Source organism: Brachybacterium sp. GCM10030268 (genome assembly GCF_042666305.1).
Lineage (GTDB): Bacteria > Actinomycetota > Actinomycetes > Actinomycetales > Dermabacteraceae > Brachybacterium.
Genome location: NZ_JBHTCW010000001.1, coordinates 402,846 through 428,430, shown reverse-complemented (window position 1 = coordinate 428,430; position 25,585 = coordinate 402,846). Strand labels below are relative to the sequence as shown.

The window sequence follows — 25,585 nt, the reverse complement described above, 5'->3', positions numbered from 1 at the left end:
GCGGGGGCACAGGTCCCTCGGGCGTTTCGCCGCCGCCGAAGGGATCCGATGCGCGGCCGTGCGAGCCCGTCAGGACCGTCGAGCGAGACCGTGGTGCTGCGAGGTGTCGCGCGCCAGCCCCAAGGCGATCTGCGCTCTCCACAGACTCAGCCGGTCCACGACCGCGAAGCCGGCATGGGAACCGTGGACGGTGCGCACCTCCGCCCCGTCGGCCAGGGCCGCGAGAATCTCGTCGTACGGCTCCGCGGAGCCGGCACCGGCTCCGACCCCGTCGGAATGACCCGGACGTTCCGCCTCCCCCGCGACGCGGGCCTCCGGCCTGGCCAGGGCGCGCTCGAGCGTCGCCCGGCGCAGCAGGCGCGGGCTCTGCATCGCTGCCACGCTCGAGCGGTCGATGTTGTGCAGGCCGTCGTGGTCGACGCCCTTGACGGAATCGGTCATCGCGACCACGGGGACCACGGCGTCGATGCCCGCCCCGAGCGCGGCGAGCACCTCGGTCACGACCGTCGCCGGGGTCAGGGCGCGCTCGGCATCGTGGATCAGCAGCAGATCGTCGGTGGTCGCCGCGAGGGCGACGGAGAGGCTCGCGCGCCGGTCACCGTCGCTCGCGAGCACCTGTGCCCGGTCACCGAGGACCCGGCGCAGCGCGGGCACCGAATCGTGAGGGGCCACGACCACGGGCGAGGAGAGGCCCGCACCCTCGAGTGTGGTGAGCAGGCGTTCGATCAGCCGCGAGCCCCCGAGCATCTCCAGACAGGGCGCCACGGCCCCGTGGGAGGCGCCGGGAGCCAGTGGCGTACGGGCGAGGACGATCGGCCGCACCGGGGGCGTCGTCGGGGAATCCGGCACCGAGAGGATCCGGTTCAGGAGGCGAGGACCTCGTCGAGGATCGACTCGGCACTGGCCTCGTCGGTCTTCTCCGCGAGCGCCAGCTCGGAGACGAGGATCTGGCGCGCCTTGGCGAGCATGCGCTTCTCTCCTGCGGAGAGCCCGCGGTCCTGATCGCGGCGCCACAGGTCGCGCACGACCTCGGCCACCTTCTTCACGTCACCGGAGGCGAGCTTCTCGACGTTCGCCTTGTAACGACGGGACCAGTTGGTGGGTTCTTCGGTGTAGGGCTGGCGCAGCACCTCGAACACCTCATCGAGCCCCTGCTTGTCCACCACGTCGCGCACGCCGACCAGGTCGACGTTGTCGGCGGGGACCTCGATGGTCAGATCGCCCTGAGCGACCTTCAGCTTGAGGTAGGTACGATCCTCTCCCTTGACGATGCGGGTCTTGACCTCTTCGATGAGCGCTGCACCGTGGTGCGGGTATACGACAGTTTCGCCAACGGCAAAATTCATGTGGTGGGCCCCTTTCCGCGCATCAGTCTATCACCGGTGTCTCATGCTAAAATTCGCGCCCTCGCGCGAAGGCGCTGTTCAGAGGTGCGACTCAGGGGTGCGACGCGGCAGGGAAGCAGCGCGACGGCGAAGGCGGTCCACGGTGGGGGAGCGCGTCATCGGGCTCGCCGATCCGGGGGTCGCGGTGGGGTATCGTGGCACTGCTGTCCCCGGAACACCCCGCCGTCCTCCGCGGCACCGAACAGGAGTCCTCCGTGCGCCGTCCCCGCCGTCTCGTGCTCTCCGCAGCCGCCCTGGGCCTCGCCCTCGCCGCCACCGGTTGCACGTACTTCAATCCGGTGCAGACGCACGACTTCTACCAGGCCGGCGACGGCACCAACGCGAACATCGAGCAGTCCGGGCAGCTGGCCGCCGGGATCCGCAACGCGATCGTCGTGGTCGCCGAGGACGGCAGTGCGGCGTTCTCCGCCACCGCTGTGAACTACACCGACCAGGAGCTCACCGTCGAGCTCGAGGGCATCGGGGACGATGGCAGCACCGTCTTCTCCTCGCAGGTGACCGTGCCCGCCCAGCAGACGCTCGAGCTCGGGCCGGAGGAGGGCCAGCAGCTGGTCGAGATCGGTGACCTGGGCGCACAGCCCGGCAGCGTCATCGATCTGAACATCACCGTCGGCGAGCAGAGCACCGTGATCACGTTGCCCATCATCAGCACGGAGCTCGGCCACTACGGGCTCGAGTCGGCCCCTGCCGAGGGCTGAGACCGCACGATCCCCGGCGCGGCATCCGCGCCTCCGTGACGGCCGGCCGGGTGGATCACCGGCCGGATCTCAGCCGACGGATGACTGCCCGGCGGACTCGAACTTGTAGCCCAGCCCGCGCACCGTCACGAGGTGGACCGGGTTCTTCGGGTCATCCTCGATCTTCGCGCGCAGACGCTTGACGTGGACGTCGAGGGTCTTGGTGTCCCCGACGTAGTTGGCGCCCCACACGCGGTCGATGAGCTGACCCCGGGTCAGCACGCGATCGACATTGCGCAGCAGCATCTCCAGCAGCTCGAACTCCTTCAGGGGGAGCGAGACCTCCTCGCCGTGGACCTGGACCACATGGCGCTCCACGTCCATCAGGATGTTGCCGGCGCTCAGCGCCGTGTCCTCCTCGGTCTCGGCCGAGTCCTGGCCGCGCCGCAGAACGGCCTTGATGCGGGCCAGCAGCTCTCGTGAGGAGTACGGCTTGGTGACGTAGTCGTCGGCGCCGAGCTCGAGGCCCAGGACCTTGTCGAACTCGTCGTCCTTGGCCGTGAGCATGACGACCGGCACGCTCGAGGTGCGCCGGATCTCGCGGCACACCTCGGTGCCGCTCATCCCCGGCAGCATCAGGTCCAGCAGCACCAGGTCGGCGCCGTGGGCGGAGAAGATCCGCAGCCCGTCGGTGCCGTTGTCGGCGACCGCGACCTCGTACCCCTCCTTGCGCAGCGAGTACGACAGGGGATCGGAGAACGATTCCTCGTCCTCCACGATCAGGATGCGCGTCATGTCAACTTCCCTTTCCCGGCGTGTGGTCCGGTGCAACGGTACGCGAGTCCTCGCCGGAGCCGGATCGCCCCGTGCTGGCCGGGCCCGGTGATGCCTTCTGAGGCGCCGCGTCGTCCTGCGCCGCCTCGTCCTGTGCGGCCGCGCTCTGCGCCGCCTCGTCCGATGTCGTGCTCGGACCCCGTGCCGGGGAGGCCCCCTCGACCGGGTTCTCCTCCGGGGAGGCGTCGTCCGACGGCGTCCCGGCTCCGGAGGCCGAGCGCTGGGGGTCCTCCGCGGGCCTCGCGCCGCCGACGGTGATCGTCTCGGTGCGGCCCATCTCCGGGAGGCGGAGCGTGAACGTCGATCCCTGCCCGGGCATCGACCACGCGGTCACCTCGCCGCCGTGATCGGTCGCGATGTGCTTGACGATCGCCAGCCCCAGTCCGGAGCCCCCGGTGTCCCGGGAGCGGGCCTTGTCCACCCGGAAGAACCGCTCGAAGACCCGCTCGAGGTTCTCCTTGGAGATCCCGATGCCCTGATCCTTGACCGACAGCTCGATCATCCCGCCGTCGCGACGCACCGAGACCCCGACCCGCGTATGCGGCTCCGAGTAGGTGATCGCGTTGGAGATCAGGTTGGACAGGGCGGTGGTCAGCATCGAGGCAGATCCGTAGACCCGCAGACCGTTCGTCCCCCCGACGGCCACCTCGATCTTCGACCCCAGCGCGAAATTGCGGTTCAGGCCGACGGCCTGCTCGACGACCTCGTCGATCTCGACCGGTTCCGCGTTCAGGAGTGCGGAGCTGCCCTGGACCCGCGAGAGCTCGATGATCTCCTGGACCAGGTGCGAGAGGCGGCGCGTCTCGGTCTGCATGTGCTCCGCGAACCGGCGCACCGCGTCGGGATCCTCGGCGGCGTCCTCCATCGTCTCGGCCAGCAGCGTGATCGCGCCGACCGGCGTCTTCAGCTCGTGGGACACGTTGGCCACGAAGTCGCGTCGGGTCTCCTCCACGCGGACCGCACGGGTGAGATCGTCGGCCAGCAGCAGCGCGCCGTGCTCTCCGAGGGCGCCGATGCGCACATCGATGACCGCGTCGGAGTCGCCGCGGCTGGAGCGCCGAAGGGTCAGGCGCTCGTCGCGGAAGCCGCCGTTGCGGCCGACATCGGACGCCAGTTCCATCAGCTCGGCGTTGGCCAGTCGCGGGTAATCACCCTCGGCGGCACGGACGATGCCGTACGAGTAGGCGAGCGGGGAGGCGCGCAGCACATCGCCGCTGGCATCGAGCACGACGTACGCCGAGGACAGGATCGCGAGCACTTCCGCGGCGGAATCCGGCACGACCGGCTGCGGCGCCGACGGGGCCGCCGAGGGCCGACGGTCCGATCGCTTCAGCGCCAGGGTCGCCGCGCAGCCGATCACGAGACCTATCGCTCCGGCGAGCAGGAGAAGGGCTGTCAAGGGCACCCGTACAGCCTAGGCCCGTCGCGGCGCCCGCCTGGCCTTCCGCGGCCGGACGCGAGAGACTGAGGGTCAGGAGTTCACGGGGGAGACGCTCGGAGTTCACTTATCGCCGGTGCGCGTTCATCCGGGGTTGCGACAATCCGTGGCGAAGCCCCCATCAGACAGAGGAGTATTGACCATGCGCGAGGCGTACCAGAGCGACCTTCGGCATATCGTCGACGACCTGCTCGACATGGCCGGACTCGTCGGGACGGCCCTCGAGAGCGCGACGACGGCCCTGCTCGAGGGTGACCTCGGCCTGGCGGAACGCGTGATCGCCGCCGATGCCCATCTCGACGAGCGTCAGGTGGAGCTGGACGGGAAGGCCGTGGAACTGCTCGCCCGGCAGGCCCCGGTCGCCACCGACCTGCGGCTGCTGGTCGCCACCCTGCGCATGAGCTCCTCGCTCGAGCGCATGGGCGACCTCGCTGCGCACGTCGCGCTGGTGGCGCGCCGCACCCACCCGACGCCCGCCGTTCCCGAGCAGCACCGCGACCAGATCGCCCGGATGTCCGAGCTGGCCCTGGCCGCCCTTCAGCGTGCCGCGCAGGTCATCGCCGAGCGGGACCTCGCCCTCGCGGCGCAGGCCGAGAAGGCCGATGACGAGCTCGACGAGCTCATGCTGCAGATCTCCCGCGAGATCTCGCGGGGGGAGGGGTACACGAACTCCGAGATCGTCGATCTCACCCTGCTGATCCGGTTCTACGAGCGCATCGGCGACCACGCGGTCTCGCTCGTGCGCCGCATCGGGTTCCTGGTCACCGGCGACTCGCTGGATACGCTGCACGAGGGCTTCGACGTCAGCGAGTTCTGAGAAGTCCGCGAGTCCGGACAGTCCGCGAGTTCTCAGCGCTGCCCCCGCGTCGCAGCGGCACGGCGCCGCGCTCGTGCCGGAGCGAGTCGTGGAGACCGCCCGCGCTGCACGCGCAGCAGCCCGTCCCGGCACGTAGACGACAGCAGAACCACGCACCGCAGTGATCACGCACTGCGATGCGTGGTTCTTCTGTCTACGGGCGAGGTCTGTTCCCATGTCGGCTGCCCGGCGTCGGGACGTTTTTCGTCTCGGCTGTCCAGCAACGGGACGCTCATCGAGGACGCCCTGCGATAGGCCGGGCACACTCGCGTGACATCCCATCGGTGGTCGGTGGAGCAGCGCGTGCGCCGTGGAGTGGTGCGCCGGACCGTGGCGCGGGGCGCCGGGTAGTGGCGCGTGACCGGCGACGCAGCACGCCCGCCCGCAGGACTCGGTGCGCCCGGCTGCAGGAGACGTAGCTGGCCCGGACTCAGCCTCGGTTCGCGCGCGGCCGGCGCGCCGTGAGCCGCTCCGCGCCGGTCTTGGCACCCCGCTTGGCAGCGATCCGCAGGCCTTGCAGGATGACGCCGGAGACGAGTGCCCACAGCATCACCTTCCAGACCGGCTGGTCCTCCATCGGGTCCTTGATCTGCGAGATCTCAGCCTTCGGGCGACCTTCCTTCTTGGCCTGCTTGCGGCGCTTCTGCGTCTCCTTCTGAGAGTTCTTGGCAGCCTTGACGGTGGGGGCGTCCTCACCGAAGACGGCGCCCCAGCCGGCAGCGGCGGCCTTGTTGCCCACGGCGGCGGCGACGATTCCGGCCACGGGCACGGCGATCTTGACGAGCGGATTGGCCACGGGATTCCTCCAAGCGGTGGGGCGGCTGGGACGTCGGGACCGGCGGGTCAGGTGCCGGCGTTCTGAGCGTAGTAGGTCCCCATGTCGTCGGAGCGCAGAGCCTCCCGCAGGACGTCCATCGACTCCTCGTCGGTGCCGACGACGCTCGCGCCGCCACTGGTCGTCTCCGGGCCGCTGTGGGGGACCGAGAGGAAGTACAGGTCATCGGTGCGCACGGAGCGCAGCGAGAGCCCGAGCTCGACCATCTTGCCGGAGCTGAGCCCCTCGTCGGTGGTCAGATACGGCGCGATCGCGCCGACGGTGTCCGAGAGCTTGCCGGGATCGCTGAGCGTGTCGGTGCTGATGAGCTTGCTCGCGATCCCCTTGAGGACGGCCTGCTGGTTGCGATTGCGCTGGAAGTCGCCCTCAGCGAACTGCTTGCGCTCTCGCACGAAGACCAGCGCCTCCTCGCCGTCGAGGGTCTGGGTGCCCTCGGTGAACTGGTGGCCGCCGGCCTCGAAGCTCTCGGGGATCTGTACATCGACCCCGCCGAGCGTGTCCACGAGACCTTCGATGCCGTCGAAGTCGATGAGCGCGACATGGTCGATGGGAACCCCGGTGTAGTTCTCGACCGTGGTCACCGCCAGGCCCGGCCCGCCGAACGCCAGTGCCGCGTTGATGCGGTTCTTGCCGTGGCCGGGGATGTCGACGTACAGGTCGCGCGGGAACGAGGTGATGTAGACCTGCTGGTTGTCGTCGGTGACGTGCACCAGCATCACCACATCCGACCGCTGGCCGCTGACACCTTCGGAGGCGGCGTCCTCCTCGGAGCGCTTGTCCGAGCCCAGCAGCAGGAAGTTGCGGCCGCTCCCCTCGACCGCCTCGGGGCGCTCGCCGTCGGAGGCGCCGCGGGTGATCTGCACGACCGTGCGCTTCTCGTACTGGTTGCTGAGCCCGTTGAGGTAATTGGCCACCACCAGTCCCACGCCGAGCACGAGCACGGCGACCAGGCCCAGGGAGATCAGGGCGATACGACGACCGCGACCGCGACGCGGCTCGGACTGGTCGTCGTCCTCCCAGTCGGCGGGCAGTTCGACGTCGTCGGGGACGTTCATTCGGGCTCGCTCTCACGCAGTGTCGCCGGCGGCGACGGAGGGTCCTCGGGGAGTGTCAGGCGTCGGTCGTCCGGTGCCGGGACACACGGACGTACGCAAGATCCCATACTAAGCGGCCCGCGCGCTGTCCTTTGCTCTCGAAGCTCGTCTTCACACGACCCTCGAATCGTGGCGCCCAGCCCGTCGCGGGAAGATCCTCGGGGACGGTGTCGCTGGTCTGCTGACCTGGGGCGGGTCCGTCGGGATACAGGAGTTCGAGCTCGGGGCGCGCATCCAGGAGGCTGCGCATGTGGTGTGCGTACTGTGCCCAGTCCGTGGCGAGACGGAACGTGGCGCCGTCGGCGAGCAGCGGCAGCACCGCGTCCAGGAACGGGGGATTGATCAGGCGTCGCTTGTGGTGGCGGGACTTGGGCCAGGGATCGGGGAAGTAGACCCACAGCTGCGAGATCGCGCCCTCGGGCAGGAGCGCGGGCAGCGCCCTCTGGGCATCGAGCGGCAGCAGCCGGACGTTGCCGGGCTCGCCGGCGCGTTCGATGCGGCGCAGGGTCTGCGCCAGGCCGGGGCGGTACACCTCGACACCCAGGTGGTCGCGTTCGGGATGCTCGGCCGCGGCGGCGGCGAGGTTCTCGCCCAATCCGCTGCCCACCTCGACGACGAGCTCACTGCGGCGCCCGAAGACCTGCTCGAGGTCGAGGTGCGCCTCCGGGCCGGGCAGGGTGTCGCGCTCACCCCGCGGCGGGTCGAGCACGTAGGTCGCGGCCAAGCGGTCCCACGCGTCCTGCCGGCCGGGTGAGAGCCGTTCGCCGCGACGGACGAAGGAGACGACCTCGCGTGGGGCGCGGTCCTCAGCCGGCACGGCGGACGAGACCGTCCTGGACGACCACGGACACTTCCGGCAGGTGCGTGGTGGCCGGTCCCAGCAGGACGTCGCCGGTCTCGGCGTCGAAGCGGGAGCCGTGGCACGGGCAGTCCAGCTCGCCCTCGGTCTCCTGGCGCAGGGCGCATCCGTTGTGGGTGCAGTAGCCGGAGTAGGCGGCCAGGTCGTCGCCGCTGCCGCGCACGAGCAGCACGAAGGGCCGCTGCCCTCCGAAGTTGACCAGGGTGCTGGCGTTCTCCGGGACGTCCTCCAGCGGGACCGCGCCGTCCTCGGCCCGGACCGGCTCCGCGGTCCCGAATCCCTCGTCCTCCGGGGCGCAGGAGGCGAGACCGCCGACGGCCGCGGCGGAGGCGGGCAGCAGGAGGGCACGGCGGCGGGAGAGGCACGGACGTTCCATCCCGCCAGGATAGCCAGTCCGCTGGTCCGAGCGAGAAGCACGGGTCGGCACTGTGACCGTCCAGACGATCCGGGCGGGGCCGACGGGCGACGCGGGCCCTCAGACGTCGGCGGCCTCCAGCTCGCGCGGGTCCCAGGTGAGGATCGACCGTGCCCGCCAGCCGCGATCGCTGATCGCATCGAGTGCCTGCCGACGCCGCGCCGGCGTGAGGCGATCGAGGTACAGGGACCCCTCCAGGTGGTCGACCTCGTGCTGGAGCGCGCGAGCGAGCACCCCGCCCTCGTCCTCGACGACCACGTCGTGGCCCTCGAGGTCGGTGCCGGTGACCCGGGCGCCCCGGTGCCGCGCGGTGGGGAAGCCCTCGCCGGGCACCGAGAGGCAGCCCTCGATGGTCTCCTCGTCGAGCTCGATGCCGCCGAAGCGTTCCAGTCGCGGATTGATCACCACTCCGCGCTGCTCCGTCCCGCCGGCGTCGGCGCAGGAGTAGACGAACAGGCGCCAGCGGGATCCCACCTGAGGGGCGGCCAGCCCGGCCCCGTCGGCGGCGTCGTTGGTCTCGAACATGTCCGCCACCAGTGCACGGATGTCGTCGGTGATCTCCCGGACCCGGCGGGTGCGCTGTTCGAGGGCACGGTGACCGACGATCGTGATCGGGCGGATCGTCATGGGGAATGATCTCCTGTTCTCGGTGTATCGCTGGATCTCGTGGACCCGGTGGACCCGGTGGCCCCGGTGGACCCCGGTGGGCTCGTGACGCGGTGACGCTTGGGCGGATTGACGGCCAGCGGGTTGCGGGCGTCGACGACCCAGGGTCCGCGCTCGCGACGCAGCGGCTCGCCGTCGCGGGCGGCCCCCGCGACCGCACGGCCGATCTGCTCCGCCTCGGCGGCATCGGCGGCCAGGAAGTCCATCGTGTGGGTGGCATGGGAGTCCAGCACGATGTGGTCCCAGGCGTCGAGCCCGCTGGCGATCTGCCGTGCCCGCAGGAACTCCGCGTCCAGCGCCGCGCCGGCCACGATCACGATGGTCGCCACCCACAGCAGCAGGAGGATGGCGATCAGGCCGTTGAGGACGGTCAGCACCTCGGCGATGCGGGTCGCATAGTTCATCAGGCGCCCGGCCAGCAGCGCGGAGCCGAACAGCGTGAGCACCGACAGCACGGAGCCCAGGGTCATCAGCCGGTACCGCGGCAGCCGCACGTTGGGGAAGAGGTAATAGGCCAGGGAGACCCCGATGATCAGGATGACCAGCAGGATCGGCCACTTCACCAGGTTCCAGGCGAGGAAGGCGAAGCGCGGGATCCCGATGAGCTCGCCGATGCGCTGCGAGGCGTCATTGCCCACGATCAGCATGCCGATGGCCAGCAGCACCACGGAGACGATGACCAGGGTCTCCCCGAAGACGATGGTCCGGAACCACAGGAAGGGGCGCCCCTCCCGGGTGTCATAGACCCGGTGCAGCACGCGATGGAAGGCGGCGACGCCGTTGGAGGCGGACAGGACCGAGCCGAAGGTGCCCAGCGCCAGTCCCAGGATCCCGCCACCGGTATCGGAGGCAGCCTGGATGGCCGCCAGGTACGGCTCCGGATCCAGGGTCGGGAACAGCTCGGTGCTCATCCGCCCCAGCGCATCGAGGGTCTCGGAGCCGATCCCGATCAGCGACATCAGCGAGACCACGGCGACCGCCCCCGGGAACAGGGAGAGGACCGCGTAGAACGTCATGGTCCCGGCCACGTCCCAGACCTGGATCTCCAGCATTCGCATCCGTACCCGGTTCAGGACGTGCAGGACGCTGAGCCGGGGTCGGGGGTACTCGACCGTCGGCTTCGGGCGACGAGGGCGCGTGGCGGTCACCGGAGCACACCAGCGGACGTCGCGCGGAGGATGGCGGTCGCCGCCGCATGGCCGCCGCGGCACGGGGCGGTGGCGATGCTCATGGTGCTCGATGCTCCTCGGGGCAGACAGGTCACGTCGGGGAATGACGCTGGTGGAGCCTATGCCACCGAGAGGTCACATGCCCCGCTCAGCCGGTCTCGATGATGTCGTCGGGATCGGTCGCGACCGGATACTGCCATGGATCCTCGGGGTCCTGCGGCACGTAGGAGGTCACGATGGACCCGTCGGCGCGCTGGTCCCCGAGGCCGACGGGCGTGGCCAGGACCGCGTCGTCGAGCACCGGGCCCTGGTCCGCGAGCGGCACGGCGACCCCCTCGGCGGTGACCGTGACGTCCTGCTCACGCACCGAGACCTCGATCTCGGGGCCCTCCTCGAGCGTGAAGGAGATCTCGTCCCGCACCAGCCGCACCCGGAAGCGCGAGCCTCGCACCGTCAGGGGGAAGCGCAGCTCCGGCCACTCGGCGGGAAGACGGGGATCGAAGCAGATCCGGCCCTTCACCTGCCGCATACCGCCGAACCCGTGGACCAGCGCGTTCCACACGCCCCCGGCCGAGGCGATGTGCACCCCCTGGGAGGTGTTGTGATGCAGATCGGCGATATCGACGAACAGTCCGGCCCGGAAGTAGTCCAGGGCGGCCTTCTGGTGGCCCACCTCGGCGGCCATGATCGACTGCACCACCGCCGAGAGCGAGGAGTCGCCCGTGGTGATCGGGTCGTAGTACTCGAAATCGGCCCGCTTCTCCTCCGGGGTGAACTCGGCGCCGCGCAGGAACAGCGCGAGCACCACGTCGGCCTGTTTGAGCACCTGGAACCGGTAGATGACCAGCGGGTGGTAGTGCAGCAGCAGCGGGAACGAGTCGGCCGGCGTGTTGGCGATGTCCCACACCTCGCGCTCGAGGAACCGGTCCTCCTGGAGGTGGATCCCGAAGGTCTCGTCCTTGGGGACGTGCATGCCGTCCGCGCAGGCATCCCACTGCTCGAGCTCCATCTCGTCGAACTCGATCTCGGCGGCCAGGACCTGATAGGCCTCCGGGTCGGCGGCGCGCAGCTCGCGCACCGCCCGTGCGGCCCGGCGCAGGTTGTGGCGGGCCATGACGTTGGTGAACATGTTGTTGTTGACCACGGTGGTGTACTCGTCCGGGCCGGTGACGCCGTTGATGTGGAAGCTGGAGCGGCCATTGCCGCTGAACCGCCAGAAGCCGAGGTCGGCCCAGAGGCGGGCGGTCTCGGCCAGCACCCGCACCCCGTCGCGGCGCTGGAAGTCGAGGTCGCCGGTGACGTCCACGTACTGGGAGAACGCAAAAGCGACGTCGGCATTGATGTGGTACTGGGCGGTGCCGGCGGCGTAGTAGGCCGAGGCCTCGTCCCCGTTGATGGTGCGCCAGGGGAACATCGCTCCGCGCTGGTTCAGCTCGCGTGCGCGCTCGCGAGCCTTGGGCAGCAGATTGGCGCGGAACCTCAGCGCGTTGCGCGCCCACGACGGCTCCGTGAAGGTCAGGAACGGGACGACGTAGATCTCGGTGTCCCAGAAGTAGTGGCCCTCGTACCCGGAGCCGGTCAGGCCCTTGGCGGGGATGCCCCACTGGTCGGAGCGGGCGGAGGCCTGGGCGAGCTGGAACAGGCACCAGCGTGCGGCCTGCTGCTCGGCGGGCTGTCCGGGCATCTCGACGTCCGAGCGCTCCCAGAAGTCGGCGAGGTAGTCACGCTGATCCTGGTAATGCTTCTGGAACCCCTCGGCGCGGACGCGGTCCAGGGTGCGACGGCACCGATCGAACAGTTCGCGGTGGGGGACCGAGCGCGAACTGTGGTAGGCGACGGCCTTGCGCACGGTCAGGGTGTCACCGGGTCCCAGCTCGGCCCGGCTGACGTGCCGGCCGAGGTCCGGCATGGTGTCGATGAGTTCCTCGACCTCGACGTCGGATTCGACGGTGTGGTCGGCGCCGACGGCGAGCGTCATGCCGGAATCGGCGACCTTGTACCCCAGCAGCATCCGGCGCTGGCTGTGCCAGTCCTGCTGGGGCTCGAGCACGCGGTGCTCGAAGGACGTGGTCTGGCGGGGATCGTCCTTGGTGGCGATCGGCCCGCCGTCGATGCCCTTGCCGTAGTCGTCGGCGATGTCCTGACGGTTGATCAGCTGTGAGGAGATCGCCACCGGGGCGGAGCCGTCGAGCATGGTGACCTGCATGCTCAGCAGGGCCAGATGCCGCTGGGTGAAGGACACCATGCGGTCGGTCGTGACCTTGACCCGCTTGCCGGCCGGGGTGCGCCAGATCAGCTCGCGCCGCATCACGCCCTCGCGGAAGTCGATCCAGCGCTCGTAGGTGTCCAGGTCGGCCATCGACAGCAGCAGCGGCTCGTCGTCGACATACAGCTTCAGCACCGAGCAGTCGGGCACGGAGATCATGGTCTGGCCCGACTTCGCGAAGCCGTACGCGGCCTCGGCGTGGTGGATGCGCCAGGTCTCGTGGAACCCGTTGAGGAAGGTGCCGTGGCTGTGCACGTCACGGCCCTCCGAGGGCGTCCCGCGCATCCCCAGGTACCCGTTGGCGGTGGCGAACAGGGTCTCCATGAGCCCGAGGTCGCCGTTGGGGCGGGACTCGACCAGTCGCCACTCGTCGACGGGGAGGTGGACGCGGTCGACGGGGTCGGTGGGTACGTTGCGCTGACGGTTCATGCGATCTCCTCGAGGTCGGTCACGACGAGGGTGGCGCCGGCGGCGGAGAGGTCATCGAGGCCCGCCCCGCGATCGACCCCGATGACGGCCCCGAAGTCCCCGTCGGCCCCTGCCTTCACGCCGGAGACGGCGTCCTCGTAGACGACGGCGTCTGCCGGGGCCACGCCCAGCAGCCCGGCGGCGTGGACGAAGGTATCGGGCCGCGGCTTGCCGGGCAGCCCCTCCCGCGCGGAGACGTTGCCGTCCACGACGTGCTCGAAGCGCTCGAGCAGTCCGGCGGCGCGCAGGACCTCCTCGGCGTTGCGGGAGGAGGAGACGATCGCCAGCCGTGCGCTCCGGGGCAGGGAGTCGAGATAGGTGACGGTGCCGGGGTAGGGCTTCACGCCCTCGGCGCGCAGCAGCTCCAGCACGAGATCGTTCTTGCGGTTGCCGAGGCCGCGCACGGTCTCCTGGCCGGACGGCTGGTCGGCGGGGTCGTCGTCGGCCCCCTCGGGCAGTTCGATGCCGCGGGAGGCGAGGAAGGTCCGCACCCCGTCGTAGCGGGGCCGGCCGTCGACGTGGGTGAAGTAGTCCAGATCGGTGTAGGGTTCCTCGACGCCGCGGGCGGCGAGGAACCCGTCGAACATGCGGGCCCAGGCGCGCATGTGCACCTCGGCCGTGGGCGTGATGACGCCGTCGAGGTCGAAGAGGTGGGCGGTGAAGTCGGACGGTCTGAAGTCTGCCTCGTAATCCACGGCCGCCATGCTACGGGCCGGAAGCTCGCAGGCGCCGGGGAAGGGGACCGGTGGCCATCTTGTGACCGGTGGCCGTCCTGTGGCCCCGGGCCGTCCTGTGCTCGCCCGCGGGAGCCGCCCGTGGGCGACCCCGCCGGTGCCCCGTTCGCTCACAGCGCGCTGCGCACCCATGGCACGGTGCGCTCCCGTGGGCTAATCTTCGATCGTCCGTGCCCGCGCACAGTCGCCGGTGCGGAGCGGTTCGACCCTCCGAGGAGAAGATGACTGTCACGGAGTCGCTGCCCGTGATCGATGCGGTGCGACGCGAACTCGAGATCGATGAGCAGCTGCATGAGGGGCGTGCCCTGGTGCGCACCGTGCTCACCCTGACCACCAATATCACCCGGGCCCCAGCGCAGCTGTGGCCGCTGCTGACACGCCCGGATCAGCTCGCCCGCTGGTTCGGCCCGGTGGCCGGGGACCTGCGCGAGGGCGGTCGGTTCGAGGCGCCGGAAGGTGCGGTCGGCCGGATCCTCCACGTGGAGGCGCCGCACAAGATCTCCTTGACCTGGGACCGCGGCGGCGCGGAGGACCCGCTGCTGATCCGGCTGGACCCGGAGGACGACGGCACCACAGAGCTGCGCGTGCGCCATACGACCCTGATCGAGCGCGATGAGTTCGACCGCGTCGGCCCCGGACTGGCCGCGGTCGACTGGGAGATCGCGCTGCTCGCGCTCGCCGCCCTGACCGACGGCTGGCGCGCGAGCTGCCTGCTCGATGTGCCGACGCCGACGCCCGCCTGGCTGGACAGCGCCGAGGGCGCCGAGCACGTGCGCGCCTGGTCCGTGCGCTGGGCGGCGGAGGCGATCGCAGCCGGCGTCGACGAGACCACCGCCCGGCGTGGGGAGGCGGCGACGGCCAGCGCCTACGGCGCCTGACGGCTCGCGTCTGACGGCTCGCGCCGAGAAGAACGACCGCGGAGCGCGCGGTTCCGGACCTGCCGTGCGTCCGCGTCGTGGAAGTATTTGCCCAGGCTCAGTACCCGGTGGCAGAATCTGCCCGTGACACCGCCCGCGCAGATCTCCCCGACGGGGCGGTCGCGCAGCCCGCGCCAGGTGATGTGGGCGCTGACCCCGTCGGTGTACGCGCCGAGCCTGCTGGAGTTCTCCGGTCTGGCCGCCCTGATGCCGGTGGTCCCGCTGCTCGCGCTCGACCTCGGTTTCAGCGTGCCGCAGTCGGCGGCGCTGACCACCATCTTCGGGCTCGCCTCGTTCCTGGGCCCGATCCCCGCCGGGCGGCTGATCTCGCGGTTCGGGGCGAGAGGCTCGCTCGTGGCCACCGGGTGCCTGCTGGTGATCGCCAACCTCATCGCGTTCTTCGTGATCACCCCGGCCCTGTCCGGTGCGCCCCGTCTCGCCCACCAGGTCACGCTCGTGGTGCTGCTGACGGTGATGGCGACCAGTACGCAGGTGTGGCAGCTGGGCCGGCAGGCCTATCTGGGGACCGTGCTGCCCCCGGCGATGCGGGCCCGCGGGATGACGCTGTTCGGCGGCGTGATCCGTATCGGCCAGGTGATCGGGCCGCTGCTCGGGGCGATCGTGATGGCGCTCGGCCCCGACACCGGCGTCTTCGTGCTGTTCGCGGTCACCTCGGCGGCGGCGACGACGATGGTCGCGGTGTTCCTGCCGCCGGGGGAGAGGCCGGATGTCACGCCCCGGCCGCGACGCGGGAGGGGCTCGCGCACCGAGGCTCGTACTCGGCTGAACCGTGCCGTGGTGGCCCGCATGGTCGTGGTGGGGCTGGGGATCGCACCGGTGATGATGGCCCGAGTGAACCGTCCCGTGATCATCCCGCTGCTGGGAGCGGCACTCGGCCTGGGCTCGGTGTGGGTCTCCATCGTCTTCGGCGTCAGCGCCGTGATCGAGATCCTGCTGGTGATCCCCGCCGGGACGATCATGGACCGCTACGGCCGCGTCGCGGTCGCCGTCCCGTGCGCGGTGATGATGGGGGCCGGGTTCGTGCTGCTCGCCGTGCTGGGCGAGGCGCTGGCCGGACGCGGCGTCGCGGCCGCGCTGGTCGCTCTGCTGGTCCCGACCCTCCTGATCGCGCTCGGCAACGGGCTGGGCTCGGGCATCGTCATGACCCTGGGGATCGACGTGTCCCCGGTGCACGGCCGCACCGGATACCTGGCGTGGTGGAACACCATGCTGGGCGCGGGGCGGCTGGCGGCACCGCTGATCGTCACCGGCATCACCCTGATCGCCCCGGTCGCGGCGGCCGGGGCCGCCACCGGCGGACTGTGCATCGCGGGCGGACTCTGGCTGATGCGGGTGCTTCCTCGCCTCACGCCGTCGGGCAGCACCCGGGTGCGCTGAACGGGAGCGTCGGTCGAGGAGCGTCGGCCGAACCGGGCCGCGCGATGAGCCGGACCGGCGCAGCGGCCCGGCTCGTGCAGCCCCTCAGGCCGCCGAGTCCCCGTGGCCGGCGGCTCCGCCGGCCTGAACGGCCTGCTCAGCGGTATCGACCAGCAGCTGATGGGCGTCATCACGCGGGATGTCGCGGGCGATGGCGATCTCGGTGGCCAGCGGCGCGATCGCCTGCTTCAGCAGTGTGCGCTCGGCGAGGCTCGACGGTGTGCCTCCCGAGTCACCCAGGATGCCGCGGATGACCTCGATGCGGTCCGTGAGCCGACCGGTCTGCAGCTGCATGGTCAGCGCCTTGATCCGGTGCGCCCAGGACGCCTTCTTCTCCGGAGGCTCGATCGGTTCGCCGAGCTGCTCGATCAGCTCGGAGATCTCCTTCTCCTCGAGCAGCGGGCGCAGCCCGATGACGTCATTGCTGTCGGCCGGGACGGAGATCCGCATCTCGTCCCCGACGACTTCGAGGTCGACGTAGTCCCGGTCGGTCCCGCGGACGGAGCGGGTGCAGGTGGCCAGGATGCGAACCGGGCCGTGGACCGGGTGGGTCAGCAGATCGCCGGGCTTCGGCGGGGTGGTGCTGACGGGTGCGGTGGCAGCGGACAAGGGGGACCTCCTCGTTGGACCTGTGCGTCGCCGGTACCGGGAACCGGAACGGTTCACGGCGGCCGTGCGCGACGTCTCGCGACGACCCGGGCGGGGAACGGGGACGGCGAGTGCGCGCACAGCAGCTCGGGTGCCGTCCGACCTGCAGAAACAGGGTGCCGGCACCTACGGCGGCGCCCCACCAGGATCTCACGGGGCGGAGACGATATCCAGTGGCGGGCCGCCCGGGATCTCTCACACCCGATCGCGCGGCCCCGGCCGGGCGGCCTCCGGGGTGGGTGCCGCCGACAGTGCCGGCTCGGCCCTCGTCATCGCGACCACGACCGATGGCGGATGCCCGGCCGCTCCGCGATGAGGTCTCATGGGGCCATGAGTCGCACTCCCCGGCGCAGCGCCGCGAGCCCGTCGCCCGTTCCGGTCCGGTTCGAGGGCGTCGGCGTCGTCGCCGACGAGAACGTGCTGCTGGCCGAGGCCACCGGGAGGGTCCGGTCGGGGGAGATCCTCGCTGTCACCGGTGCCAACGGATCCGGGAAGACGACGCTGCTGCGCGTGCTGGCGGGCGTCATGGCACCCACGGCGGGCAGTGTCCGCATCGCCGGTCGCGTGCCCGACGATCGGGATCGCACCTTCCGTGCCGCGCTCGCCGCGCTCATCGGGCCGCCGCAGACGGCGCGGGACCTCACGATCGCCGAGCACCTGCAGTTCATCGGGGCCACCTGGGGAACGGCCACCGGAGCAGCGCGCAGGCGCGCCGACGACCTGCTGGAGGAGCTGGCGATCGCCCCACTGGGACGACGTTTTCCGCACGAGCTCTCCAGCGGGCAGTCGCAGCTGGTCGCGCTCGCCCTGACCTTCGCTCGTCCGTGCAGCGTGCTCCTGCTCGACGAGCCCGAGCAGCGGCTGGATGCCGAGCGCCTCGGCCTGGTGATCGACGCCATCCGGGCCCGGGCCGAGGCCGGCGCGGCCGTCGTGCTGGCCAGCCATAGCCCGCGTCTGCTGGACGAGCTCGCCGGCGCGCGCCTGGGCCTGGAGGAGCAGGCGTGAGCAACCAGCTGGCCGCGGTCCGGGAGGTCTGGGCCCAGCGCGACCAGGCCCGAACCCGCGGCGATGTCCTCTATCTCGTCTACGTCGCGGCCCTCAGCGTGCTCGTGTTCGGCTCGTCGGCACTGCAGGCGGCCGGCAGCGCCCTGGCCCGGCCGGACGTGCTTCCCGTCCTGACCACGACGGCCGCCCCGCAGGTCAGCACCGCGGTGACGCTCGCCGCGGGCGCTGCGCTGGTCCTGCTCGGTGCGGTGCGCGGTCCCGCACTGCTCGCCCCGTTCTTCATCGAGACGCTCGCCTGGAGCGGGATCCGCCGCCGCGCGGTGCTGTGGCGTCCTTTCCTCCGCGCCCTGATGGTGCCGCTGTTCGCCGCGGTCGTCCTCGCGGCGCTGATCGCGGTCACGCTGCTGACGGCCGGGCACACCACGGCGGCGGGGTCGATGTGGTTCGTCGTGGCCGCGGTGGGCACCGGACTGCTCCTGGCCACCTCGTGGCTGGCGGGCCAGCTGCTGGACCCGGCGGGGCGACGTCTGCTGGCCGGGGCGCTCGCGGTGGGCGCGGTGCTGACCGCCTTCGCGCCGTTGACCGTGGGCCTCGGCGGTGCCTACCCGGTCGGTGCCGGGGCGGCCGGCGCCTGGGCGCTCGGCCTGCTCGTGACGGGGATCCTGCTGACCGCGGCGGGAGTCCCGCTTCTGGATCGGCTGCGCGGGCGGGTGCTGCAGGAGCAGGCGCAGCGATGGCAGTCCGCCGTCACGGTCGCGACCAGCGGCGATCTTGCCGCCGCGGCCGGCACGTTCCGCCTGCCGCCTTCGACGGGCAGGCGCCTCGGCGCCATCGGGCCGGGGCCGCTGATGCTGGTCTACGCGCGACGGGATGCCGTGGCCTGGCTGCGGTCGCCCGAGAGCGTCACCACCGGTGCGCTGGTGACGGTGCTGGCGGCCGCGACCCTCGCCGGATCGACCACGATGACCGGGCCGCTGGCCTGGTTCGCCGTCCTCGTCGGCTCCATGGGCCTGTGGGCCGCGAGCGGGCCCTTCGTCGACGGGATCCGCCACGCCGTCCACACCCTCGGGGCGCCCGGCCTGTTCGGGCAGAGCGCCGAGGTCCAGGCGCTGCTGCACACCGTGGCCCCGGCCCTGCTGCTCGCCGGCCTGGCGAGCGTCGGCGGCGCCGGATACTGGCTCATCGGGGCCGGGGGCCCGGGCGCGCTGCAGGCCGTGCTCCTGCCCCTCGCGCTGACGCCGGTGATGATCACGGGTCGCGTGCGCGACGCCGCGAAGGGGCCGATGCCGCTGCGGCTGATCACCCCGATGCCGACGCCGCAGGGCGATGCGTCCGTGATCCCGATGCTCGCCTGGCAGTCGGACGCGGTCCTGCTCGCCGTGGCAGCCGGGGCGCTCACGGCCGCGCTCGGCCTGCTGGGACCGCTCTGGATCCTTGTCGCTGCGGCCGGCCTGACAGGGGTCACAGGGCTGATGGCACGCGCTCGCCTGCGCGCCCTGCGCACCTGAGTCATCCGGACGGACGAGGAGAGGAACGACCATGGACATCCGCACCACCGAGAACCCGGTGATCCGCTGGGCGGGCCGCGGGCTGAAGCGCCTCAACGACCGGCATCCGTGGAACCACAACCACCACTTCCACCCCTGGATCCTGCGCTCCCTGCCCGCCACCAGCGGCCGGGTGCTCGACGTGGGCTGCGGGAGGGGTGATCTCGTGGCCGCCCTGTGCGCTCACGCCGGGCGCATCGATGGGATCGACCCGGACCAGGCCATGGCCTATGCCTCGGCCACCCGCTTCCACGAGAATCCCCGGGTACGCATCTGGCGCCGCACGCTGGCCGAGCACTCCGAGCACTCCGAGCACTCCGAGCATGCCGAGCACTCTGGCCTGCTCGGCACCTACGACGCCGTGACCATGGTCGCGTCGTTGCACCACATGGATCTCGACGAGGCCCTGCTGCAGGCCCGGGATCTGCTGTGCCCCGGCGGCCGCCTGCTCGTGGTCACGCTGGTTCGCCCGGCCGGCGTGCTGGATCAGCTGTGGGATGTCGCCAACGCTCTGGCCAATCCGCTGATCGGGATGCTGAAGCACCCGCGACCTGCACCGGAGCCCTCGCGACCCGCGTCGAGGGAGCCCGGGATCGTCGTGCAGGAGCCGCGCGAGATCTCCCCACCGGTCCGCGAGGCGGCCTGGTCCCTCGGCACACTGCGCGAGCGTGCTGACCTGATCGTTCCGGGTGCCGTCCTGCGGCGCCGCGAAGGATTCCGGGTGACGCTGCGCTGGCAGAAACCGCGCGAGCTCACGGCGTAGCGCGGCCGACGACGGGCCACGGCGACGGCGTCCGGCTACTGACGGCGGGCGGCGCGGCCACGCATCAGGACGTACAGCGCTCCGAGCACGACGCCGAGCAGGACCAGTCCGGGCGCCACCCACGGTGTCTCCGTCCAGAACCAGCGGAGACCGGTCCGGTCGACGGAGAACCCGAAGGACAGGCAGATGCTGATGATGGCGGCGACGAGCAGGAGGCCACCCGGCCGGCTCTCCCGTTGGTTCTGCGTGGCATGCATGACGACCCTCCCCGGAGCCCTCAGCTCGCTGATCCACGTGTGAGTGCTGTCACAGACCACCGTACGCCGTCCGGCGCCGCGCCTCAACGACGGCGCGTCTCAGTTCCGCCCGTGGCGCGCGATGACCTCGCCGAGCCGAGTGATCGCCTGCTCGATGACGGCGGGGGAGTGCGTGACGAAGCTCAGTCGCATCGTCGAGCGGTCCGGGTTCTCGGCGAAGAACGACCAGCCGGGCAGGTAGGCGACGCCGGCCTCGACGGCGTCCATGAGCATCGTCTGCGCGTCATAGCCGTCGCCGAGCGCGGTCCACAGGAACATGCCGCCGTCGGGATGGGTGACGTGGGCTCCCGCGGGCAGCACCGGTGCGATCGCCTGCGCCATCGCATCGCGCCGCTCGCGGTAGACGGCGGCGACCCGGGTCACGTGCGCATCCAGGTCCGTCGTCTCGAGATACCGGGCCACGGTCAGCTGATCCACCACGGAGGACTGCATCGAGATCGCGGCCTTGGCGACCGCCAGCGTGTCCAGGATCGGGCCCTCGGCGCGGATCCAGCCGATCCGCAGGCCCGGGCTCATCAGCTTGCTCATCGAGTTCAGCAGCAGGGTGCGCTCGCCCATCCCGGGCAGGGAGGCGATCGGGGCCCAGGTGCTGCCGGTGAAGCTGAGCTCCCCGTACGGGTCGTCCTCGATCAGCGGCACGTCGTTGCGCTGGAGCACGTCCGCCACGGCCTGCCGGCGGGCCACGGGCATGGTGCGCCCGGTGGGATTCTGGAAGGTGGGGATCAGATAGACCATCCGCGGGTGATGGGTGCGGATCGCCTCCTCGAGCGCTTCGGGCACCACGCCGTCATCGTCGGTCTCGACGCCGACCATGCGCGCGCCGTGGACGGAGAAGGCCTGCACCGCCGCGAGGTATGTCGGCGACTCCACGAGCACCACGTCACCGAGCTCCAGCAGGGCCTCGGCGACGACGAACAATCCCTCCTGCGACCCCGAGGTGATGCGGATCTGGGAGGCGGCGGTGGGCAGGGAGCGGGACAGGCGCGCAGCGGCCTGCTCGCGCAGCTCCACCTCGCCCTCGCTGACGCCGTACTGAAGAGCGCGATGACCCTGGTGGGAGAGGACCCAGTCATAGGCGGCGGCCACGTCCTCGAGCGCGAACAGGTCCGGGTCCGGGATCCCGCCGGCGAAGGAGACGACGTCCTCGCGGGCGGCGAGGGTGAAGATGTCCTTCAGCGGCGAGGACTCCATGCCCGCGTAGCGGGCGGCGACGGGGAAGTGGAACGGGTGCTGCACGGGTCGGGACATAGCCGACATCGTGTCACGCGGGCAGGGCCCCCTCGAGGACCAGCAGTGCCTGTTTCGTCTCTGTTCCGCCCGCGTACCCGGTGATCGCGCCGCTGGTTCCCAGCACGCGATGGCAGGGCACCACGATGGAGATCGGGTTGGAGCCGACGGCGGCGCCGACGGCCTGCGCGGCGCGGGGACGGCCGAGGTCGTGGGCGATCCGTCCGTAGGTGGTGGTCGACCCGCGAGGGATCTCCCGGAGCCGGTCCCAGACGGCGTGCTGGAACGGTGTCCCGCGCGGGGCCAGCGGCAGGGCGAAGTTCTCGCGCTCGCCGCCCAAGTAGGCGAGCAGCTGCTCCTCGGCGCGGGTGAGCAGCAGGTCATCGGGCGATGCGGGTCTCCCGAGCCGCTCCGGCCTGGGATAGTGGCTCTGCCGCGCGCGCCAGAGCCCGGTGATGCCCTCGCCCTCCGCGGCGAACACGTACTCACCGAGCGCAGTGGCCACGCGGCGGTGGCGCGGTGCGTTCGGCGACGTGGTCGCCGGTGCGCTGCGGGCCGGGCTGCCGGCGACCGGCCCGCTGGGTGCTGTGCGGCGGGGAGCCGATGTGTCGGCGGCCGACGGACCGAAGGGGTGCGGCTGAGTCATGGGAGATGTCCTTCCGAGAGGTCGCGGACCGGTGCGTCCCGGTCCGTCCGGGACCGGCCGCGGCCGGCGGGCTGTTCAGGAGCGCGCAGCTGGGCCTGGTGGTGCCAGAGCTGCATCGCGGCGTAGGAGCGCCACGGAGAGGCGGCGGCGAGTGCGGCCTCGAGCGAGGCGTGGTCCTGGGCGATCCCGAGGTCGCGGGCAGCGGCCAGCAGCGCGACGTCTCGTGCCGGCGCGACATCGACGGCCCTGACGGCACGCAGCAGGACGTAGTCGGTGCTCCAGGGACCTATCCCGCGCAGTGCGAGCAGTCGGGTCCGCAGCTCGTCGAGGGGCAGCGAGGCGTCGATCCCGGCGTCCGGGTCGGTGGCGGTGCGGACAGCGGTCTGCAGGGTCTCGCGGCGGGCGCCGGGTCCACGGAACCATTCCTCGGCGTGGGCGGCCGCGATGCCGGGATCCACCGGCAACCGGCTGACGCCGTCGACGTGCAGGCTCGCCGGCAGCGGCGTCCCGAGGAGATCCGTGGCCCGGGAGACCTGATCCCGGGCCTGAGCGGTGGTGATCTGCTGGCCGGTGACCGACCACAGCAGGGCCTCGGCGATGCTCGGAAGGCCCGGCAGGCGCACTCCGGGGCGGTGGTCGACGAGGTGGCCCAGTGCGGGAAGTGCAGCGGCCAGCCCGGCGTCGATTCCGGCTGGGTCCGCGTCCAGGTCCAGCAGCCGACGGGCCAGGGAGATCGCCACGGCGTGATCGCGCAGATCGGCCAGATGCACCCTCAGGGGCAGCGGTCCCTCGGCCCCCAGATCAACCTGCAGCACCGCAGGCCCGTGCTGAAGGCGGAGCGCCCGCGTCCACCGCAGTCCCCTCACCTCCTCCACGCCGGGCACCGCCCGATGCGCGAACCATGCGGCGAGCCCGGCTCCGTCGAAAGGGCGGCGCACAGCCAGCTGGGCGGTGACGATGGCGGCGTCACCGGTCGCGCCGGCCGCGTCACCGGCCCGCCCCCGTGCTGCGCCGCCCTGTCGGCCCCGAGCCTCCGGGCCACCCCGCGCACGTTCGCGGACCACCGAGGGCGCATGGCCGAAGATGCGGGTGAACGTCTCGTGGAACTGCCGTTCGCTGCCGAACCCCGCCGCGTGCGCGATCTGCGCCAGCGGCAGAGAGGACCCGACGACGAGCTCATGGGCGCGGCGCGCCCGGCGCAGTCGGGCATGGGCGAGGGCACCGGCCCCGGTGGCGGCCAGCAGTGCCCGGTGCAGCGTCCGCTCGGAGACCGCCAGCCGCCGGGCCAGGCCGGGAACCGTGCCCCCGTCGTCCAGCGCCCCGGCGTCGATCAGCCGCAGCGCCCGCCCGGCGAGCGAACCTGTCGGGTCGTCATCCGGGCTGCCGGGAGGGGCCATCGGCCCGCAGCGCTTGCAGGCCCGGTACCCGGCGGCCACCGCAGCAGCGGCCGACGGGACGAACTCCACGCCGGTGCGTCGCGGGGTGCGGGCCGGGCATGAGGGGCGGCAGAAGATGCCCGTGGAGCGCACGCAGGTGAAGAACATCCCGTCGAAGCGGGTGTCCCGGGCGCGGATCGCGGCGTAGCGCTCGTCGTCGGTCATCACGGTCATGTGCCCAGTGAACCGCGCTGCGGCCAGCGGCACCAGCGGGATTCGGTCACCGCGATGCGCGCGGGGGCCCTCGAGGGGCGAGAATGCCGGTCATGGGACCCGATCCGCTGGTGGCGCGGCTGCGCCGTGCCGGCTGTGTCTTCGCCGAGGACGAGGCGCGGCTCCTGCGCGCCGCCGCCGAGAGCGAGGACGAGCTGGAGAGGATGACAGCTCGCCGCATGGCGGGGGAGTTCCTCGAGCACGTGATCGGCGCCGTCGAGATCGCGGGGGAGAGGCTCCGCGTCGGGCCAGGGGTGTTCGTCCCCCGCCAGCGCACCGAGCTTCTGATCGAGGAGGCCGCCGCCGCTGCCCACCGGCGCCCACGAGCCGACGTGCTGGAGCCCTACTGCGGCATCGCCCCGATCGCCGCGATCGTCGGCCGCCGGGTCCCCGGGGTGCGGCTGCACGTGAGCGACCAGGACCAGCAGGCGCTGCGCCACGCCCGGCGCAACCTCCCGCCGGGCTCCGGCGTGCACCACGGCGCCGCTCTGGCGGGCTTCCCGGGCGAGCTCATGGGCACGGCCGACGTGATCGCGGCGGTCCCGCCCTACGTTCCCGCTCCCGCGCTGGCCACGATGCCGCGCGAAGCGCGTGAGCACGAGCCGGTCGCTGCGCTGGTGGCCGGGGACGACGGCCTGACGGAGATCCGTCGCCTGCTCTATCAGGCACCGCACTGGCTCGCCCCGCGAGGCATGCTGCTGATGGAGATGCACCGCGACCAGGCACCCTCGGCGCTGGCCGCAGCGAGAGCGAACGGCGCGCTCGGACACGGGGACACCGTGGTGGCAGAGGACGGGGAGACCGTCGTCCTGCGGTTCCCGGCAGGGCGGCCCCGGCCCGTCATCCCGACGGCGGACCTGGTGGCGCTGCGACGGGCGCGAGACCGCATGGACCGCGATCACGCCCAGGCCCTCGACGTCGACTCACTCGCCCGCTCGGTGCACATGTCCGCCGGGCACTTCAGCCGCCGCTTCCGCGAGGAGTACGGGGAATCGCCGTACTCGTACCTCATGACGCGGCGGATCGAACGGGCCATGACCCTGCTGCGGCAGACGGACCGATCCGTCACGGACATCTGCATGGAGGTGGGCTTCACGTCGCTCGGCACCTTCAGCACGCGGTTCCGAGAGCTCGTGGGCGTCCCGCCCTCCGTCTACCGTGAGCGGGGCGCCGACGTTCTGGACTCCATGCCGCCGTGCATCGCGCGCCGCGTCACCAGACCGGTCAGGAATCGAGAAGCGTCGGCTCCGGAACCCCTCTAACGTCTCAGGCATGACCACGAACGCCGAGACGCCCCCCGCCCTGACCATCCACTCCAGCTTCCTGCCCCACACCGATGCGGAGGCCTCGCTCGCCTTCTACCGTGACGTCCTCGGCTTCGAGGTGCGCCTCGACGTCGGCGGCGGCCAGATGCGGTGGATCACCGTCGGGCCCGCCGGTCAGCCGGACACCGCGATCGTGATGCACCCCCTGTTCGAGGGCAACGGGGTCACGGCCGAGGAGAACGCGACCCTGCAGGCGATCATCGCCAAGGGCTCCTACTTCGGCGTCAACCTCGCCGCGACAGACCTCGATGCGACGTTCGCTGCGCTCGAGGCCGCCGGGGCGGACATCGTCCAGGAGCCGATCGACCAGGACTACGGCCTGCGGGACTGCGCTGTGCGCGACCCCGCCGGGAACATGATCCGCATCCAGCAGAGTCCGGCCTGAAC

The 25,585-nt window shown here is 71.6% G+C and carries 26 protein-coding genes; 9 read left to right on the top strand and 17 right to left on the bottom strand.

Features of this window, described 5'->3' with window-relative positions:
* Nucleotides 1-69: 69 nt before the first annotated feature.
* Both ACFQRD_RS01950 and ACFQRD_RS01945 read right to left on the bottom strand, forming a co-directional pair.
* Nucleotides 70-849, bottom strand: coding sequence for a 2-C-methyl-D-erythritol 4-phosphate cytidylyltransferase (locus tag ACFQRD_RS01950; RefSeq protein ID WP_377803379.1), 780 nt, complete (start codon nt 847-849; stop codon nt 70-72).
* A 14-nt stretch (nt 850-863) separates the two neighbouring features.
* Nucleotides 864-1,346, bottom strand: coding sequence for a CarD family transcriptional regulator (locus ACFQRD_RS01945; protein WP_377020271.1), 483 nt, complete (start codon nt 1,344-1,346; stop codon nt 864-866).
* A gap of 194 nt (nt 1,347-1,540) precedes the next feature.
* Between ACFQRD_RS01945 and ACFQRD_RS01940 the strand changes: the two genes are divergently transcribed.
* The gene (locus ACFQRD_RS01940; protein WP_377803378.1) at nt 1,541-2,104 is read left to right on the top strand and encodes a hypothetical protein; all 564 of its coding nucleotides are present in this window, start codon (nt 1,541-1,543) and stop codon (nt 2,102-2,104) included.
* A 69-nt stretch (nt 2,105-2,173) separates the two neighbouring features.
* On the opposite strand, the gene ACFQRD_RS01935 is transcribed toward ACFQRD_RS01940, so the two are convergent.
* Together ACFQRD_RS01935 and ACFQRD_RS01930 are read right to left on the bottom strand one after the other, a co-directional pair.
* Nucleotides 2,174-2,878 carry a response regulator gene (locus tag ACFQRD_RS01935; RefSeq protein WP_377020273.1) on the bottom strand — a complete coding sequence of 235 codons (705 nt, stop codon included), beginning with the start codon at nt 2,876-2,878 and terminating at the stop codon, nt 2,174-2,176.
* 1 nt (nt 2,879) lies between these two features.
* Entirely contained in the window at nt 2,880-4,322 is a 1,443-nt protein-coding gene (locus tag ACFQRD_RS01930) for a sensor histidine kinase (RefSeq protein WP_377803377.1), read from the bottom strand.
* 175 nt (nt 4,323-4,497) lie between these two features.
* Here ACFQRD_RS01930 and phoU point away from each other — a divergent pair, with 175 nt between their 5' ends.
* Complete coding sequence (gene phoU, locus ACFQRD_RS01925; protein ID WP_377794201.1) at nt 4,498-5,172, top strand: phosphate signaling complex protein PhoU; 675 nt, start codon at nt 4,498-4,500, stop codon at nt 5,170-5,172.
* A 469-nt stretch (nt 5,173-5,641) separates the two neighbouring features.
* Here phoU and ACFQRD_RS01920 read toward each other — a convergent pair whose 3' ends face one another.
* The 8 genes from ACFQRD_RS01920 to ACFQRD_RS01885 form a co-directional block, all read right to left on the bottom strand.
* Nucleotides 5,642-6,007, bottom strand: coding sequence for a DUF4235 domain-containing protein (locus ACFQRD_RS01920; RefSeq protein ID WP_377020276.1), 366 nt, complete (start codon nt 6,005-6,007; stop codon nt 5,642-5,644).
* Nucleotides 6,008-6,054: 47 nt separating this feature from the next.
* Nucleotides 6,055-7,101 (bottom strand): LCP family protein, encoded by a 1,047-nt coding sequence (locus tag ACFQRD_RS01915; RefSeq protein WP_377020277.1) that lies wholly within the window; start codon nt 7,099-7,101, stop codon nt 6,055-6,057.
* A 55-nt stretch (nt 7,102-7,156) separates the two neighbouring features.
* The gene (gene trmB, locus ACFQRD_RS01910; RefSeq protein ID WP_377803376.1) at nt 7,157-7,957 is read right to left on the bottom strand and encodes a tRNA (guanosine(46)-N7)-methyltransferase TrmB; all 801 of its coding nucleotides are present in this window, start codon (nt 7,955-7,957) and stop codon (nt 7,157-7,159) included.
* Nucleotides 7,947-8,375 carry a ubiquinol-cytochrome c reductase iron-sulfur subunit gene (locus tag ACFQRD_RS01905; protein ID WP_377020279.1) on the bottom strand — a complete coding sequence of 143 codons (429 nt, stop codon included), beginning with the start codon at nt 8,373-8,375 and terminating at the stop codon, nt 7,947-7,949. Before ACFQRD_RS01905 ends, trmB begins: the two co-directional genes overlap by 11 nt.
* A 99-nt stretch (nt 8,376-8,474) precedes the next feature.
* A complete protein-coding gene (def, locus tag ACFQRD_RS01900; protein ID WP_377020280.1) occupies nt 8,475-9,041 on the bottom strand; it encodes a peptide deformylase in 567 nt (188 codons plus the stop codon).
* Nucleotides 9,038-10,228 (bottom strand): YihY/virulence factor BrkB family protein, encoded by a 1,191-nt coding sequence (locus ACFQRD_RS01895; protein ID WP_377803375.1) that lies wholly within the window; start codon nt 10,226-10,228, stop codon nt 9,038-9,040. The genes def and ACFQRD_RS01895 overlap by 4 nt, the downstream gene beginning before the upstream one ends.
* Nucleotides 10,229-10,397: 169 nt before the next feature.
* On the bottom strand, nt 10,398-12,944 hold the full coding sequence (locus ACFQRD_RS01890) for a glycoside hydrolase family 65 protein (protein ID WP_377803374.1): 2,547 nt from the start codon (nt 12,942-12,944) through the stop codon (nt 10,398-10,400).
* Entirely contained in the window at nt 12,941-13,687 is a 747-nt protein-coding gene (locus tag ACFQRD_RS01885) for an HAD family hydrolase (protein WP_377020283.1), read from the bottom strand. Before ACFQRD_RS01885 ends, ACFQRD_RS01890 begins: the two co-directional genes overlap by 4 nt.
* A 251-nt stretch (nt 13,688-13,938) precedes the next feature.
* Between ACFQRD_RS01885 and ACFQRD_RS01880 the strand changes: the two genes are divergently transcribed.
* Both ACFQRD_RS01880 and ACFQRD_RS01875 read left to right on the top strand, forming a co-directional pair.
* The gene (locus ACFQRD_RS01880) at nt 13,939-14,595 is read left to right on the top strand and encodes an SRPBCC domain-containing protein (RefSeq protein ID WP_377020284.1); all 657 of its coding nucleotides are present in this window, start codon (nt 13,939-13,941) and stop codon (nt 14,593-14,595) included.
* Between the two features lie 123 nt (nt 14,596-14,718).
* Entirely contained in the window at nt 14,719-16,032 is a 1,314-nt protein-coding gene (locus ACFQRD_RS01875) for an MFS transporter (RefSeq protein ID WP_377803373.1), read from the top strand.
* 84 nt (nt 16,033-16,116) lie between these two features.
* Here ACFQRD_RS01875 and ACFQRD_RS01870 read toward each other — a convergent pair whose 3' ends face one another.
* Entirely contained in the window at nt 16,117-16,680 is a 564-nt protein-coding gene (locus ACFQRD_RS01870; RefSeq protein ID WP_377020286.1) for a CarD family transcriptional regulator, read from the bottom strand.
* 369 nt (nt 16,681-17,049) lie between these two features.
* Between ACFQRD_RS01870 and ACFQRD_RS01865 the strand changes: the two genes are divergently transcribed.
* From ACFQRD_RS01865 to ACFQRD_RS01855, 3 genes are read left to right on the top strand one after another with little or no spacing between them, the layout of a single operon-like run.
* Nucleotides 17,050-17,724 (top strand): ATP-binding cassette domain-containing protein, encoded by a 675-nt coding sequence (locus tag ACFQRD_RS01865; protein ID WP_377794194.1) that lies wholly within the window; start codon nt 17,050-17,052, stop codon nt 17,722-17,724.
* Nucleotides 17,721-19,232 carry a hypothetical protein gene (locus ACFQRD_RS01860; RefSeq protein ID WP_377794193.1) on the top strand — a complete coding sequence of 504 codons (1,512 nt, stop codon included), beginning with the start codon at nt 17,721-17,723 and terminating at the stop codon, nt 19,230-19,232. The genes ACFQRD_RS01865 and ACFQRD_RS01860 overlap by 4 nt, the downstream gene beginning before the upstream one ends.
* Nucleotides 19,233-19,263: 31 nt before the next feature.
* The gene (locus ACFQRD_RS01855; RefSeq protein WP_377803372.1) at nt 19,264-20,034 is read left to right on the top strand and encodes a class I SAM-dependent methyltransferase; all 771 of its coding nucleotides are present in this window, start codon (nt 19,264-19,266) and stop codon (nt 20,032-20,034) included.
* Between the two features lie 35 nt (nt 20,035-20,069).
* On the opposite strand, the gene ACFQRD_RS01850 is transcribed toward ACFQRD_RS01855, so the two are convergent.
* The 4 genes from ACFQRD_RS01850 to ACFQRD_RS01835 form a co-directional block, all read right to left on the bottom strand.
* Nucleotides 20,070-20,291, bottom strand: coding sequence for a hypothetical protein (locus tag ACFQRD_RS01850; RefSeq protein WP_377803371.1), 222 nt, complete (start codon nt 20,289-20,291; stop codon nt 20,070-20,072).
* Between the two features lie 99 nt (nt 20,292-20,390).
* On the bottom strand, nt 20,391-21,599 hold the full coding sequence (locus ACFQRD_RS01845) for a PLP-dependent aminotransferase family protein (RefSeq protein ID WP_377803370.1): 1,209 nt from the start codon (nt 21,597-21,599) through the stop codon (nt 20,391-20,393).
* A 13-nt stretch (nt 21,600-21,612) separates the two neighbouring features.
* Nucleotides 21,613-22,224 (bottom strand): methylated-DNA--[protein]-cysteine S-methyltransferase, encoded by a 612-nt coding sequence (locus tag ACFQRD_RS01840; protein ID WP_377803369.1) that lies wholly within the window; start codon nt 22,222-22,224, stop codon nt 21,613-21,615.
* Nucleotides 22,221-23,834: an Ada metal-binding domain-containing protein gene (locus ACFQRD_RS01835; RefSeq protein WP_377803368.1), complete on the bottom strand. Its 1,614-nt coding sequence runs from the start codon at nt 23,832-23,834 to the stop codon at nt 22,221-22,223. The genes ACFQRD_RS01840 and ACFQRD_RS01835 overlap by 4 nt, the downstream gene beginning before the upstream one ends.
* 881 nt (nt 23,835-24,715) lie before the next feature.
* On the opposite strand from ACFQRD_RS01835, the gene ACFQRD_RS01830 reads away from it, so the two are divergent.
* The gene (locus ACFQRD_RS01830) at nt 24,716-25,135 is read left to right on the top strand and encodes a helix-turn-helix transcriptional regulator (protein WP_377803491.1); all 420 of its coding nucleotides are present in this window, start codon (nt 24,716-24,718) and stop codon (nt 25,133-25,135) included.
* A gap of 10 nt (nt 25,136-25,145) precedes the next feature.
* On the top strand, nt 25,146-25,583 hold the full coding sequence (locus ACFQRD_RS01825; RefSeq protein ID WP_377803367.1) for a VOC family protein: 438 nt from the start codon (nt 25,146-25,148) through the stop codon (nt 25,581-25,583).
* Nucleotides 25,584-25,585: the final 2 nt, after the last annotated feature.